This is a genomic window from Chlorobaculum parvum NCIB 8327 (assembly GCF_000020505.1).
Classification (GTDB): Bacteria; Bacteroidota; Chlorobiia; order Chlorobiales; family Chlorobiaceae; genus Chlorobaculum; species Chlorobaculum parvum_A.
The window spans coordinates 1,384,128-1,397,546 of the sequence record NC_011027.1 but is presented as its reverse complement, the minus strand read 5'-3'; the positions used below and the strand labels follow the sequence as shown (position 1 = coordinate 1,397,546).

The 13,419-nt window shown below is 57.4% G+C and carries 15 protein-coding genes and 1 tRNA gene; 9 read left to right on the top strand and 7 right to left on the bottom strand.

Annotation, left to right across the window (positions count from 1 at the left end; translation table 11 throughout):
• Positions 1-6: 6 nt before the first annotated feature.
• The 3 genes from CPAR_RS06500 (at position 7) to CPAR_RS06490 (ending at position 2,184) form a co-directional block, all read left to right on the top strand.
• On the top strand, positions 7-1,437 hold the full coding sequence (locus CPAR_RS06500) for an efflux transporter outer membrane subunit (RefSeq protein WP_232203877.1): 1,431 nt from the start codon (positions 7-9) through the stop codon (positions 1,435-1,437).
• The gene (locus CPAR_RS06495; RefSeq protein WP_012502520.1) at positions 1,434-1,868 is read left to right on the top strand and encodes an SRPBCC domain-containing protein; all 435 of its coding nucleotides are present in this window, start codon (positions 1,434-1,436) and stop codon (positions 1,866-1,868) included. Before CPAR_RS06500 ends, CPAR_RS06495 begins: the two co-directional genes overlap by 4 nt.
• Before the next feature lie 100 nt (positions 1,869-1,968).
• Entirely contained in the window at positions 1,969-2,184 is a 216-nt protein-coding gene (locus CPAR_RS06490) for a hypothetical protein (protein WP_012502519.1), read from the top strand.
• 497 nt (positions 2,185-2,681) lie between these two features.
• On the opposite strand, the gene CPAR_RS06485 is transcribed toward CPAR_RS06490, so the two are convergent.
• A tRNA-Val gene (locus tag CPAR_RS06485) sits at positions 2,682-2,758 on the bottom strand.
• A 159-nt stretch (positions 2,759-2,917) separates the two neighbouring features.
• On the opposite strand from CPAR_RS06485, the gene CPAR_RS06480 reads away from it, so the two are divergent.
• Complete coding sequence (locus CPAR_RS06480; protein ID WP_012502518.1) at positions 2,918-3,151, top strand: hypothetical protein; 234 nt, start codon at positions 2,918-2,920, stop codon at positions 3,149-3,151.
• 95 nt (positions 3,152-3,246) lie between these two features.
• Here CPAR_RS06480 and CPAR_RS06475 read toward each other — a convergent pair whose 3' ends face one another.
• Positions 3,247-5,373, bottom strand: coding sequence for a thioredoxin domain-containing protein (locus CPAR_RS06475; RefSeq protein ID WP_012502517.1), 2,127 nt, complete (start codon positions 5,371-5,373; stop codon positions 3,247-3,249).
• 254 nt (positions 5,374-5,627) lie between these two features.
• Between CPAR_RS06475 and CPAR_RS06470 the strand changes: the two genes are divergently transcribed.
• From CPAR_RS06470 to CPAR_RS06455, 4 genes are all read left to right on the top strand, one after another.
• Complete coding sequence (locus CPAR_RS06470) at positions 5,628-6,482, top strand: bifunctional methionine sulfoxide reductase B/A protein (protein ID WP_012502516.1); 855 nt, start codon at positions 5,628-5,630, stop codon at positions 6,480-6,482.
• A gap of 116 nt (positions 6,483-6,598) precedes the next feature.
• Complete coding sequence (locus CPAR_RS06465) at positions 6,599-7,168, top strand: DUF134 domain-containing protein (protein WP_012502515.1); 570 nt, start codon at positions 6,599-6,601, stop codon at positions 7,166-7,168.
• Positions 7,165-7,533, top strand: a complete 369-nt coding sequence (locus CPAR_RS06460; protein ID WP_012502514.1) for a NifB/NifX family molybdenum-iron cluster-binding protein — start codon at positions 7,165-7,167, stop codon at positions 7,531-7,533. Before CPAR_RS06465 ends, CPAR_RS06460 begins: the two co-directional genes overlap by 4 nt.
• Positions 7,534-7,704: 171 nt before the next feature.
• A complete protein-coding gene (locus tag CPAR_RS06455; protein ID WP_041466304.1) occupies positions 7,705-8,730 on the top strand; it encodes a zinc-dependent alcohol dehydrogenase family protein in 1,026 nt (341 codons plus the stop codon).
• Here CPAR_RS06455 and CPAR_RS06450 read toward each other — a convergent pair whose 3' ends face one another.
• Entirely contained in the window at positions 8,731-9,090 is a 360-nt protein-coding gene (locus CPAR_RS06450) for a hypothetical protein (protein ID WP_012502512.1), read from the bottom strand. It lies immediately after the preceding gene.
• A 267-nt stretch (positions 9,091-9,357) separates the two neighbouring features.
• On the opposite strand from CPAR_RS06450, the gene CPAR_RS06445 reads away from it, so the two are divergent.
• Positions 9,358-10,599 (top strand): hypothetical protein, encoded by a 1,242-nt coding sequence (locus tag CPAR_RS06445; protein ID WP_012502511.1) that lies wholly within the window; start codon positions 9,358-9,360, stop codon positions 10,597-10,599.
• Positions 10,600-10,678: 79 nt separating this feature from the next.
• Here CPAR_RS06445 and CPAR_RS06440 read toward each other — a convergent pair whose 3' ends face one another.
• From CPAR_RS06440 to chlG, 4 genes are read right to left on the bottom strand one after another with little or no spacing between them, the layout of a single operon-like run.
• On the bottom strand, positions 10,679-11,233 hold the full coding sequence (locus tag CPAR_RS06440; protein ID WP_012502510.1) for an LOG family protein: 555 nt from the start codon (positions 11,231-11,233) through the stop codon (positions 10,679-10,681).
• Positions 11,230-11,883: a glycosyltransferase family 2 protein gene (locus CPAR_RS06435; RefSeq protein WP_012502509.1), complete on the bottom strand. Its 654-nt coding sequence runs from the start codon at positions 11,881-11,883 to the stop codon at positions 11,230-11,232. Before CPAR_RS06435 ends, CPAR_RS06440 begins: the two co-directional genes overlap by 4 nt.
• A gap of 19 nt (positions 11,884-11,902) precedes the next feature.
• Positions 11,903-12,322 (bottom strand): secondary thiamine-phosphate synthase enzyme YjbQ, encoded by a 420-nt coding sequence (locus CPAR_RS06430; protein ID WP_012502508.1) that lies wholly within the window; start codon positions 12,320-12,322, stop codon positions 11,903-11,905.
• Positions 12,319-13,386, bottom strand: a complete 1,068-nt coding sequence (gene chlG, locus CPAR_RS06425) for a chlorophyll synthase ChlG (RefSeq protein ID WP_012502507.1) — start codon at positions 13,384-13,386, stop codon at positions 12,319-12,321. Before chlG ends, CPAR_RS06430 begins: the two co-directional genes overlap by 4 nt.
• Positions 13,387-13,419: the final 33 nt, after the last annotated feature.

The following is a 13,419-nucleotide window of genomic DNA, read 5'->3' as shown; positions in this document are numbered from 1 at the left end:
CAAGTTATGAAACGCGCGCTGCCGCTGTTGTTGTTGATCTCCTTTGCCGGATTTGGCCTCTCGGCCTGTAGTCCGATCAAGGAGTACAGGCGTCCCGATGTGGCGCTTCCCGAGACGTATCCCGGACAGAAAACTCCCGGCAAAGAGCTGGCCAGGGTGCCGTACCGTGAATTCTTTGCCGATCCGGCGTTGCTCGAACTGATCGATAGCGCGGTCGAGAACAACCACGATCTGCGCATCGCGATGAAGAATATCGACTACGCACGCAAGTCGCTCGATGTGGCAAAGCTCTGGTTCCTGCCCGAGGCCGATCTGGGCGCTACATACAGCTATTCAAAAGATTCGCGCAACAGCTATGGCGCTTCGAAAGGTCAGGAGCGTACGAGCCGAAGCTACACGGCGGCGCTGAGCGTGTCGTGGGATGCAGACATCTGGGCGAAGTTGCAGAACTCGAAAAAGGCCGCCCTCGCCGAGTATCTTCGGAGCACCGACGCGGCAAGAGCTGTGCGCACAACGCTCGTTTCATCGGTTGCACAGGGCTACTGGAACCTCACCATGCTTGACGAGCAGATCGACATCGCCCGCCGCAACATTGCGCTTGCCGATACCACGCTGGCCATGATGCGCCTGCAATACGATGCGGGTAACGTCACCAGCCTTGCCGTCGATCAGCAGGAGGCGCAACTGCTGACGGCTAAACTCGCATTGCCGAAGCTCGAGGCGTCGAGAAACGCGCAGGAGAATGCGCTGTCGATTCTGGCAGGCAGGATGCCCGGCACGCCCATCAAACGGAGCCAAGGTGCGAAGGCAGTCGTGCTGCCCGATTCGCTCGGCGCTGGCGTGCCGCTGGCGCTGCTCCGCAATCGTCCTGATGTGCGCGCCGCCGAAGCCTCGCTGATGGAGGCGCACGCCATGACCGGAGTGAATAAGGCGATGATGTACCCTTCGCTGACGGTCACGGCGGAGGGCGGGCTGAACGCCATCGAGTCGAGCAAGTGGTTCTCGACGCCCGGTTCACTCTTCGAGTCGCTTCTGGGCGGTCTTACGCAGCCTGTGTTTCGCCACGGACAGCTCAAGGCGCAGTACGAACAGTCGAAAATCAAGCGCGACCAGGCTGAGCTGGCGTTCCGTAAAACGCTGTTTGTGGCCGTAGGGGAGGTCTCCAACGCGCTTGAACAGGTGGATAAAACCGGTGAGCAGGAGAACATCGCCGAAGCCCGCGTGGCCGCGCTGCGCAAGGCCGCCAGCAATTCCTGCTTGCTCTTCAACAGCGGCATGGCGACTTACCTCGAAGTGATCACCGCCGAAAGCTCGCTGCTCCAGTCAGAGCTTGAACTGGCCGATGTCCAGCGAAGTCATCTGGCAGCTATCGCCGATCTGTACCGTGCCGTGGGAGGCGGCTGGCAGGAAGAGGGTGAAGTGCTCGGTCAGCGATGAACAGCATCAGGACAGAGGTCATTGTGGATGCGCCGCCAGAGCAGGTTTGGGCGGTGCTGACTGGGCTCGATCGTTACTGCGAGTGGAATCCATGCATCCGGAGCGTTGACGGAGAGGGAGGGCCAGACCAAACCCTTCTCATTACCATCAGGTTTGCATGGCTGCCGCCGATCCGGTTCAAGGCTCAGCTCGATCGATTCCGTCAAAACGAAATTCTTGGCTGGCGCGCGGTTTTCCTCGCCGGGCTGTTCATCGGGCATCACTGGTTCGAGCTGCACCCGCTCGACTCCGGCAGCAGCACACGATTCGTGCATTGCGAAACCTTTGACGGATTGCTCTCCACACCTATTTTTGTAGTCCTCTCCGGTCTGTTCCGTCAAGGCTACACTGCGATGAATCGGGCGTTGAAAACCCGTGTTGAGCAAAAGTAACTGTCCAGAAGTTGCATTCGTTGCTGTTTTTTGTGTAATATCTTACTTACGCGAAAACATGCATACGATATTCAGATCAACGAAACTTAACTGAACGGACATGTTGAAAGAAACTGCCAGTGCCGTTGGCGCGGCATTTGTGTTCTCGCCAATCGGTATGCCGATCGTTGCGCACGGCCTTGCCGGACTGCTCGTCGGAACCGCCACGCTTCATGTAGTCAACGGAGTCATCAACGACGTCAAAGGCGCCGGAGATACGCTGCGCCGCGAGCGCATCCAGCCTCAGGATGACCAGAAATGGGAGCAGGAGGATTAAAGCCCTCTATCCTTTGCTCCTTTTTCAGCCCTTGGTTTCTGACGAGGCCTTTGCTTCCTATCCCTTCTGATTTACCGGCAGCCAGAGTGTTTGTCGGCTATACACTCTTTTTTCGGTTTGCAAGGTTCTTCCAAAATTTCGATGCAGCGTTGATCGGATTTTTACGACTTGTTTTTAGCTTTAGCAACTTGCGCAAGGCGTAATCGTGTTGTCTAACGCTTCGTTGCTGTTGTTTGGCTGTTTATTTCATTGTTTTATTACAATCCGAAACTATCTGGTTCAAATCATTTTTGCCGACTCTTTTGTTTCGGGCAGCCTGAAGCGCAGATGCGTACAGTCTTCCATCTGGTATCAGAACGATTGTGTAGAGAGCTATTTCCCTTCGAAGGTGGGTTTTTTCGTTATATTTAAAATAAGATCCGAAAGGTGATCGCTTACATTCAAGAGCGAACGCGAGCTGGGCACTGTAGAGGGAAATTGGGAATGATGGAGAGATGTGGTGGACAATGTAGGATTCGAACCTACGACCTCTCGCGTGTGAAGCGAACGCTCTAACCAACTGAGCTAATTGTCCTCAAAAATGGAGAGGTAATGTAGACTTTAGTGGCGATTTTTGCAACGGTTTGAACAATTTTTCGTCTTGCCTGTCCATGTTTTTCCATCATTCGGGGTGGAATAAGGTAAGCCCCGAGAGACAGAGTTTTTATCTGACATCAACCTAACCAATTGACTTATGGAACAAGAGCCTATTAAAGGGAGTGTGCTGACGACTGCGGCCGGTGTCGCCGGAGCTGGCGCGTTGTTGTCTCCTGCCGGTTTGCCGATTTTACCGGGTCTTGTGGGGCTGGCCGTTGTGGGGGCAGGCCTCTTTGCTGCAGGAACAGCCGCGAAGAAGGTCGGCGAAATGCTTGCCGGTGGCCTCAATCAATCGCAAGAACCGAAGGAGGAGGATTCGCCCTTCATGTGATCACCGGTTTATTTGATGCCTTTGCAGCTTTCTGCGGGGTATTACTCTTACCTTTAAGCCCCTCCCAAGTTCGGTTTTGGGAGGGGCTTTTTTCTTTATCCGAGACTTTTCAGCAGCGTATCGAGTTCTTCTGGCTCAGTGACCGCCGGGTAGCACTGCCCCTTCGCGCAAAGCCAGGCGGCAGGCTGACCGTGGTGATCTTTTGCGATAGCGACAGCCTCGGAGGGCAGCCACTCCACATTCTCATTGGCATGAAGAATCGTCAATTCCGGTTGGAAGTGGCGGCTGGCCGCTTCGACAAACCGCTGTATCGCCGGATCGCTGCGCTTGCCGGAAACGATGAGCTGTGCCGGTGCGGTGTCGGCCATCGCTCTGGCCGCAAGCATCAGCGGCAGGGCGACGGGGTTGGCGTCGAGCGTGCTGCTGAAAAAGTTGATGGTGCGCAGGGCAATCTCGCGCAGCTCGTCGCGCCCGGTCATGGCGGCGAGCCGGAGATAGTTGAAGGCGCTCACCGAGTTTGGCGAAGGCTCGGCGGTGTCGTTGTCTTCAATCATGCGCAGAGGCGCGCTCTCGTCGTCGAACGCAGTGCTGTAAAAAACGCCCTGCTTCTGGTCGAAAAAGCGTTCGATCTGCGTTTCGGCCAGTGCGATAGCCGTGGAGAGATATTCGGGGTCGAGCGATGCCTGGTAGAGGTCAATCAGCGCCTGAATCATGCAGGCGTAGTCACTCGCCTTGCCGTCGATGGCCGCTTCGCCGTCACGGTAGCGCCGGAGCAGCTTGCCGGTCGCCGAATCGTAGAGCGTACCTAGAATGAAAAGGGCAGCACGTTCGGCGGCTTCGAGGAGCTTCTTGTCCCGCAGCACCAGCGCGCCTTTGGCGAGCGCGGAGATCATCATGCCGTTCCATGCGACGAGGATTTTGTCATCCAACCCCGGTCGCGGTCGCGTCAGCCGTGACTCAAACAGCTTCGATCGCGCTTCTTTCAATCGTCGAGAGGCCTCGTCCATCGAAAGCCCGAAACGATTTGTCAGCTCTTCATCCGAAGCGGTGCGCTTCAGGATATTCCTGCCGATGAATTCTCCGTGCGGATCGACCGGTGCGTTGCCTTCCGGTCGGACGCCGTAAGCCTCCATGAAGAGCACGGCCTCGTCCGGGTCGAGCAGATTGCCGATCTCTTCTTCCGTCCACACATAGAATGTGCCCTCACGCTTTTCTCCGCTGCCGTTCGGATCAAGGCTGTCGGCATCTTCGGCCGACCAGAATCCGCCCTCAGGCGAAGTCATATCGCAGAGCACGTAGTTGAAGATGTCGCGGGCGGTGTCAGCAAAGAGTGCCTCTCCGGTCAGTTGATACGCTTCGAGGTACGAGGCGGCGAGCTGAGCATTGTCGTAAAGCATCTTCTCGAAGTGAGGCACGTGCCAGAAGCGGTCGGTGGAGTAGCGGGCAAAACCGCCGCCGCCTCGTCCGGTCACACCGAGCTGGTCGTGGAGGCCTCCGGCGGCCATCTTCCTGAGCGTCACGAGCGCCATGTCAGCCGCGGTCTGGTTGCCGGTGCGGGCGGCATGGCTGAAAAGGAAGCCGAGAATCGATGGCTGCGGGAACTTCGGTGCATTGCCAAAGCCGCCCCACTCGGCGTCGAAGCGTTGCGCCAGCGCCTCGAAGCAGCGTGCGGCATGAGCGTCGCTAACATCTCCCGGTCCTGACTGGGGTTTGGCGATGTCGAAAAGCTGATCCATGATCGAACCCGCCGAGGCGAGCAGTTTCGGGCGGTCGTGCTCCCACATCCGCGCCAGGGTTTCGAGCACTGAGCGGAACGACGGCATTCCCCAACGTTCGGCGGGCGGAAAGTAGCTTCCACCAAAAAAGGGCTTGCGATCCGGTGTCATCCACACCGACATCGGCCAGCCGGCGTTACTCGTGGTTGCCTGCACGAAGAGCATGTAAAACCGGTCGATGTCGGGATGCTCCTCGCGGTCGAGCTTCACCGGCACAAAGTGAGCGTTGAGGAACCCGGCGATTTCCGGGTCTTCGAACGACTCCCGCTCCATCACGTGGCACCAGTGGCAGGTCGAGTAGCCCGAGGAGAGAAAGATCGGCAACTCTTGCTGTTGCGCTTTCCGGAACGCCTCTTCGCCCCACGGATGCCAGTCAACGGGGTTCCATGCGTGCTGGAGAAGGTAGGGGCTTTTTTCGTTGATGAGCCTATTGGGTTGCTGTTCCATCGCCGGAGGGTTTGGTGATTGTCGTTACTCGTACAACGCACAGCGCAAGGTTGAGCGTTCATGCCTCGGAAACATTCTGGCGGAGCCAGCGGTTAAAAGAACAAACTCGCGACGGACTGCCCGTTCGCAAGGAGGAATACATCGTGAACAGAATTTTTTTCATACTTCTGACCGTGCTGCTGGCCGCTTGCGGGAATTCTCCGGAAGGTCGCGCCTTGCCCAGCACGGCAATGAACACGCACAAGGAGGCATCAATGACCTGGAATAAGCTCACGCCAGAGGAGAAATACGTCATCATCGACAAGGGAACCGAGCGACCGTTCAGCGGGGAATATTATCTCAACAAGGAAAAAGGCGTCTATCAGTGCCGTCAGTGCGGGGCGGATCTTTTCCGTTCGGATGCCAAATTCGAGTCGGGAACCGGCTGGCCGAGTTTCGATGACGCCATTCCGGGCGCAGTCCGTCAGGAGACCGATCGCGATGGCCGAAGAACCGAAATTCTCTGCGCCAACTGTGGCGGGCATCTTGGCCATGTCTTTTTCAACGAAGGCTTTACCTCGAAAAACGCCCGCTACTGCGTCAACTCCATCTCCCTGTCGTTCGATCCTGCCGACAAGCCAGCACCGACCACCGAGAAGGCGATTTTTGCCGGAGGGTGTTTCTGGGGCGTCGAGTACCATTTCAAGAAGACGCCAGGCGTGATTTCGACAACCGTCGGGTACAGCGGTGGCCACACCGATCACCCAACCTACGAAGAGGTGTGCACCGGACGAACGGGTCATGCCGAGTCCATAGAAGTGGAGTTCGATCCTTCAGTCGTCAGTTACGAAACGCTGGCCAAGCTCTTCTTCGAGATTCATGATCCGACGCAGGAAAATCGGCAGGGGCCCGACATCGGCACGCAGTACCGTTCGGCGGTGTTCTATCAGAACGAACAGCAGAAAAAGATCGCCGAGGCGCTGATCGATCAGCTCAAGAGCCGCGGTTACGACGTGGTGACCACGGTTGAAAAAGCTGGAGAGTTCTGGCCCGCCGAGCTGTACCATCAGGACTATTACGAAAAGACGGGGCATCGTCCTTACTGCCATATCTATCAGAAAAGATTTTAACTGCCCTGTGACACCAACAATCAGCTTTTTGCGGGATGCGCTTGACATCCCGCTTTTTTTGTGATATTTTATTGGCATATGCTAATAATAAAATTCAACTGACGATGCCCAGACCAATGAAATGCAGAGCTATCACCGAAGATCCGGAGCACCGGGCGTTCGGGCCGTTTGCTGCCGAGCACTCCGATGCAGAGCCGCTGGAGATGACCTTCGACGAGTTCGAGGCAATCCGGTTGGCCGATGTGGAGGGGTTGTATCAGGAGGAAGCTGCCCGTCGGATGCAGGTGTCGCGCCAGACCTTCGGCAACATTCTGGCTTCAGCCAGGCAGAAACTCGGGCAGATGCTCGTGCTGGGCAGACGGTTAAACGTAAAAGGAGGAAACATCATGGTTTCAAATGAAGAGAGAAAGTTCGGTTGCGCCGCGTGCGGCCATAGCTGGTCGGTGCCGTTCGGAACCGGACGGCCAGAGGCATGCCCATCATGCTCAAACGAGAATATCCATCGCCTGTCGCCCGGTGGCGGATTCGGTGGTGGTCGCCGGGGCGGCGGACGTTGCCGCGGATTCCGTACCGGTTTGCAGCAACATGAAGGTCACGGAGAAGGGCGTGGACAGGGCAAGGGTCAAGGCAAGGGCAACGGTCAGGGCCGGATGCGTCGCAATCGTGAAGCAGGAGGTGAAGCATGAAAATCATCATTCCGCTTGACGAGAACAACGGGCTCGGCTCAAAAGTGTGCGAACATTTCGGCAGCGCCCCGTTTTACGGGATTGTGGAGACCGGAACCGGAGCAGTCGAGATTATCGAGAATGCGAACATGCACCACGACCACGGCCAGTGCACACCTGCCGATGCGTTCGCAACTGTAGGTGCGGGGGCCGTCATTGTTAATGGCATCGGAGCACGCGCGGCGGCAAGGCTGCAAAGCCTCGGAATCGACATCTACATGGCTGCGAAGGCCCCAACCCTCGCCGAGGCCATTGACCGCTTCAGCAACGGCTTGTTGCAGAAAGTCGGCCCGCAAAAAGCCTGCGAAGGGCATGGCTGCCACTGAGCAGTTGATAGTTGACAGTTGATAATTGATAATGAGGGCGACCGGTTGGTCGTCCTTTTTTATCCGCTCTCTTTTCACTTCGTCTATCCCGTCCACCAAGCCCATTTCGTCCGTAGTGTTCACCTTTGCTTTTGTGTCTCTCTTTTGGGAGATTGAAGGAAAAGGGGGATGATGCGTGCGATGTTGCTTGAGCGGATTACCGATCTGCATGTGGAAGCGGAGCCGTTGGTGTTTCGTGAGGTGCCAGTGCCCGAGCCGCAACGGGGCGAACTGCTGCTTCGGGTGGGCGCGTGTGGCGTTTGTCATACGGAGCTCGATGAGATCGAGGGGCGGACGTCACCGCCACGCTTTCCGGTCATCCTCGGACACCAAGTTGTAGGGCGCGTCGTCGCTTGCGGCGATGGCGTCGCAGGCATCGAGATCGGCAGCCGCCGCGGCGTGGCTTGGATTTTCTCCTCGTGCGGCCACTGTTCGCTCTGCCTTTCAGGCAACGAAAACCTCTGCCCGGAGTTCCGTGCGACCGGGCGCGATGCTGACGGTGGCTATGCCGAGTATATGACTGTGCTCGCGGATTTTACCTATCCCGTTCCCGACGTGTTTACCGATGCCGAAGCAGCGCCGCTTTTGTGTGGTGGTGCGATTGGCTATCGCTCGCTGATGCTCGCAAATCTCCGCGATGGCCAGATTCTCGGCCTGACCGGCTTTGGCGCTTCGGGCCATCAGGTGCTCAAACTTTCTCGTTACCTCTTTCCCAAATCTCCGGTTTTTGTCTTCGCTCGTAGCGAAAAGGATCGTGAGTTCGCCCTCTCGCTCGGCGCGGACTGGGTTGGGGAAATCACCGCCGATCCGCCGGAACCGTGCGATTCCATTATCGACACGACGCCCGCCTGGTTGCCGGTGCTCTCGGCACTCGAACGGCTGCGGCCCGGCGGACGGCTCGTCATTAACGCTATCCGCAAGGAGTCGCGTGATAACGATCTGCTCGCAGGCATTTCCTACGAACGCCACCTCTGGATGGAAAAGGAGATCAAAAGCGTGGCCAACATTACGCGAGCCGATGTGTCGGCATTTCTCGATATCGCAGCCCGGATGGGGCTGAAGCCCGAGGTGCGGTGCTATCCGCTCGAAGAGGCCAATCGCGCGTTGCTCGACCTGCGTCACGGCAGAGCCAAAGGCGCGGCGGTGCTCATTCCGTAATCAGGAGGTTTTGGCGATCTCCTCTCTGACGGTTTCAATGAGATCATCGAGGTTTTTGACCGCGTCGATCCGCTCTTTGCTCAGCAGAACCTCGATCTTTTCGTTTTTACGAAGGATGACCGGATAGTCGAATCTGAGATCATACTTTTTTTCGAATTCGTCATGGTGAAAGAACTCCATCGGCAGGCCGATGCTTTTGCGGAACTCCCGCCAGCGTTCTTTTTCGCCGAGCGTGTCCTGCGTCAACTCGCAGAGGCTGCACTTGTAAGTTGACGGGCTGAGCGTTTTGTGCCCGGTATCGAGCAGAGTGCTGACCCCTCCGCTGTCGGTGCTGTAGATGAAAATCAGTGAAGTTGCCATGATGTATGCTGTTGCAGCTGTTCGCTATTTTTACATGTCTATTCGGGTAACGCCTGTCCTGGCTGAAACGATCCATTCGGGTGGCAATTTGAGTTCATACTGCATTATTTGAAGGGAGAAGACTTTTCGTTGAGTCTCTCGGCTCGAATATCAATTTGAAATCTTTATTTTTGTGAAAATGCCGTAGTATATTGTGCTTATGGCACGCTTTTCCCCTGCCCCGGTTTTCTGTTCGCGATAGTTCTAAACTCTCTTACCCCTATCGTTATGAAGCCCATCCGCATTGACGATTACTGTTTCGACCGTATCCATCTCTGGTTGCAGTACGACCCCTTCGTGCCCGAGTTTATCGAGATGGTGATCGAAGTCTTTTATCCGGCGAACCGCAAGGCCAACGGCTTGGTGATGTTCAATCACGGCTTTCTGATTGGCAACGATCTGCTTTGGTATCCCAAAAAGATTGCCGGTATGCTGCTCAACGACAATCCGCTCTTTGGCATCAATCCGTCCGCTTACTATAACTATAGCGAGGCGATCGTCGAAAAGAACTGGGCGATGGCGTTTGTCAGCGCCAGTCATGCGCAGGTTGACTGGATGCCGTGGACCGATATCGGCGGCAATCCGAGGGTGGGGCAGGAGACCTATGCCGCTGCATCATACCTTATTCGGTACGGCTTGACCGAGTTCTTCTGGCTGGCTGAGGCCAAGGGGCACAACAGCAAGAGCTTTGATGCCAAGCTCGCCCGCGACGCGCAGTTCATGGTTTCCAACAACGTCATTTTCGCTGGGCATTCGGTTGGCGGCGCTCACGCGCAGGCTGCGGCGTGCGGGTTTGACACGCTTCGGCAGATCGGGCGCAAGCAGTGTCGCCCCTTCAACCCGGTGATCTACAACCGGGAGCTTCTGCCCGCGTTCAGCAGGCCAATGGCCGACTGGCCTGAGGAGGATCGTGCCAATCCGGTCGGGTTGCTCATGCTCTCGCCGGTTGACCAGCATGTGCCGATCTTCATGCCCGGCATGAGCGAATACCGCGCGGCGCTCGCCTCCCGCCAGATGCCGATGACGATGATTGTCGGCCAGTGCGATTGCGCGAGCCTCGACATGTCCCAACCGCCCGCCTGGTCGGACACTCCCGGCGTCGAGAGCGAGTTCAGCCAGCTCACTGGCGATGGTTCCTGGGTCGTAGCCTCGCAGGTGGAGCGCGGCAGCCATTGCGGTTATCTGACTGACAAGAGTCCGCTGTGCAGCGTGGCTGACCTGCCGAGCCAGTGCAAGCGCTGCCCCGGCGTCGATGTGTACAAACCGATGGGCGCAGAAACGGCGTTCACCACCGAGATGCTCGGGAAGTTCATCGATCTCTATCCGAATGGCGGTGGATTCCAGGGGGGCTTCAGCGACTGGATCGACAGCGAGTTCATCACCTGGCTGAACCGTCAAAGTCCGTGCTGCGATCTGAACCTGATGCCGATGCCCGGTGGCGGTTACATCGACAACGTTCCGCCGGTGTAGTGTTAGTGCGCGGAAAATTTGAAACAGAAAAGGCCGGGATTTGACGTTCCGGCCTTTCTTTTTTTCGCTTTGAATTTTTTCAGGCGTTGGTGTTTTGCCGGTCGATCAGCGCGAGCACGTCGCTGGCAGAGTTGCAGACTTCGTAGTAGTTTTCGTAACCGGGCTTGACCATCCGGTCGGCAGCGATTCGTTCGAAGAATTGTAAAAGCTGATCCCAGAAGCCTTCCGTGTTGAGCAGGATGATCGGTTTGTGGTGCTGGCCGAGGTGCTTCCAGGTGAGGATTTCCATCAGCTCGTCGAGCGTGCCGAGTCCGCCCGGTAAAATCACGAAGGCGTCCGCCCAGTCGGTGAGCAGCATTTTGCGCTGGTGCATGGTTTCGACCACGTGCAGCTCGGTCAGTCCGGAGTGAGCCACCTCGCGCTCTTCGAGGAAGCGCGGGATGATGCCTTTCACCGTGCCGCCAGCCTTCAGAGCTGCGTCAGCGGTGTGGCCCATCAGCCCGACGTTTCCGCCACCGAAGACCACATCGATCTTCCGCTCGGCAAGTCCGCGGCCAAGCGCTTCGGCCTGGCTGAAGTAGGGTTCGGGCGCGAGGTTGCTGGAGCTGCAATAGACGGTGACGGAACGGATCATGATTTGGCTGGTTTGTAGGTTCCGGTGATGCTGTCCGGCGAGCGCCGGTAGAGGTAGGTCGCAGGTTCGTCGATCTTCAGAACGCGATGGCGTTGGGCGGCGCGATCCCACAAATCCGGATCTTCGGCATAGTCGAGCGCCCGGAAGCCTCCGATCTCGATGAACAGTTCGCGCCGCCCGAACATGGTCGCGGCGAGGATGCAGTCGTTGACGTGTACCAACTTTTCGACGTCGTGTCGATCGCAAACCCAGGGATCGCCTTCGCACACAAAGCCGCCCGAAAGCAGATCGGTCTCCGGCATCGATTCGAGCATCGAGAAGCGCGATTCAAGGTGCCCGGGCAGGTACAGGTCGTCGCTGTCGAGAAAGGTGATGTAGCGCCCGAACGAGGCCTGAATGCCCGCGTTGCGGGACAGTGCGACTTTGCGGTTGCGGTGCTTCAGGTAGCGGATGTTGGCGTGTTGACGGAGGTAGCCGTCAACCACGTCGAAAGTTTCGTCTGAACTGCCGTCGTCGATGACGATCAGTTCCCAGTCGGTGAAACTCTGCTCAAGGATGCTGTCGATGGCCGACGAGAGGTGTGGCGCACGATTAAACGTGGGCAGGATGATCGAAACAGCCGGCTGGATGTCGAAAAGCGTGGTCTTCATGCTCTTCACTCCTTGCTTTTCAGGGTTCGCCGACAAGCTGCACGAAAATTTCGCGGCTGCGCGGCCGGTTGTCGTGGTCGATGAAGACGATCTGCTGCCAGGTGCCGAGCACCGGTTCGCCGCCGCTGACCGGCAGCGTGACGGCTGGACCCATGAACGAGGCACGCATGTGCGAGAAGCCGTTGTCGTCGCCCCAGGTCTCCGAGTGGCGGCTGCGCTCGGTGCTCGGAAAGAGCTGCTGGAGCTTCTCGCGGAAATCCTCGACAAGCGCCGGTTCGAACTCTATCGTCGTTACGGAAGCGGTCGATCCAACAGCCGATACTGTGACGATGCCGCTCTTCAGGCCCGAGTCGGCGATGATGCGATTGACTTCACGAGTCACATCGACGATGTCGGAAAAACCCTGCGTGTCAAGCCGTATGCGGTCGCTGTAGGTCATGGATTGATCGCTTTGATGGCGAAGGCGCAAACCATCATGCCTGCGACGAGGAAGTTCTGGGCGATGGCGTTGTAGCGCACGTCCATAGTTCTCGGCGAGCGCACGAGGCTGAATTGAAGGAAAAACTGCGGCACGACGAGCGCTGCCGTCACCCATCCGTACACCGGTTCGCCGATCAAAAACATGTAGCCCGCTGCCATGAGCTGGCCGAGGTCGATCATGATCGCTGCGATCAGCGCTGCTTTTCGTTCGCCGAAGACCGCCGGAAGGGTGTGGATGCCGACCTGCCGGTCGCCTTCGATGGATTTGAAGTCGTTGATGGTCATGGTGCCGGTGCTTGCGATGGTGTAGAGCGTGGCCACGATGAGCGACGGCGTGATGGCGTGCAGCGAAAAGTCGGGCCGGTAGGCGATTTCGCCCGCCACCCACGGAATGATGAGGTACGACACCGCGACAATGATGTTGCCCGCCCAGAGCCGCTTTTTCAGCTTGATCGGATTAGCGCTATACAGGTGCGCGTTGATGATGCCGACGACGACGTAAAGCGCGATGAGCGGATGCACCAGCCAGCCGACGACGACCGAGAGCACTGACCAGAGCGCGATGAGCATCGTGGCGCTTTTGAGCGAAATCGCGCCGCCGGGAATCGGACGGTTGGGTTCGTTGATTTCGTCGAGGTCGCGGTCGAAGTAGTCGTTGAGCATCTGGCAGGTGCCGGTAGCGAGCGGGCCGGTCAAGAGCACGGCGAGCCAAAACTTTGTTTCTCCGAGCTGTTGCCAGCCGAAGGCGCCGCTCGCCACCGCGCCACAGATGAAGCTCCAGACGACCGGAATCCAGGTGACTGGCTTCAGGAACCGCACGAACAGGCTGAGGCTTGAAACCGGTTCGAATGAGCGGCGCCCCTGAACGAAGGGCTTGCGCCGGCTCACTTCGGAGGACGCGCGTTCCTGCGTTTTATCGAAAGGGATGTTGTCCGGAGAATTGTTGCTCACCCGATAGGCGTTGGGTTGGTCGAAACTCAAAGCCTCAAAAATAACATGTAAAACCAAGGAATAAAACTTCATGCGGGAAATAATGGGAAACGGTTTCTGTGCTAT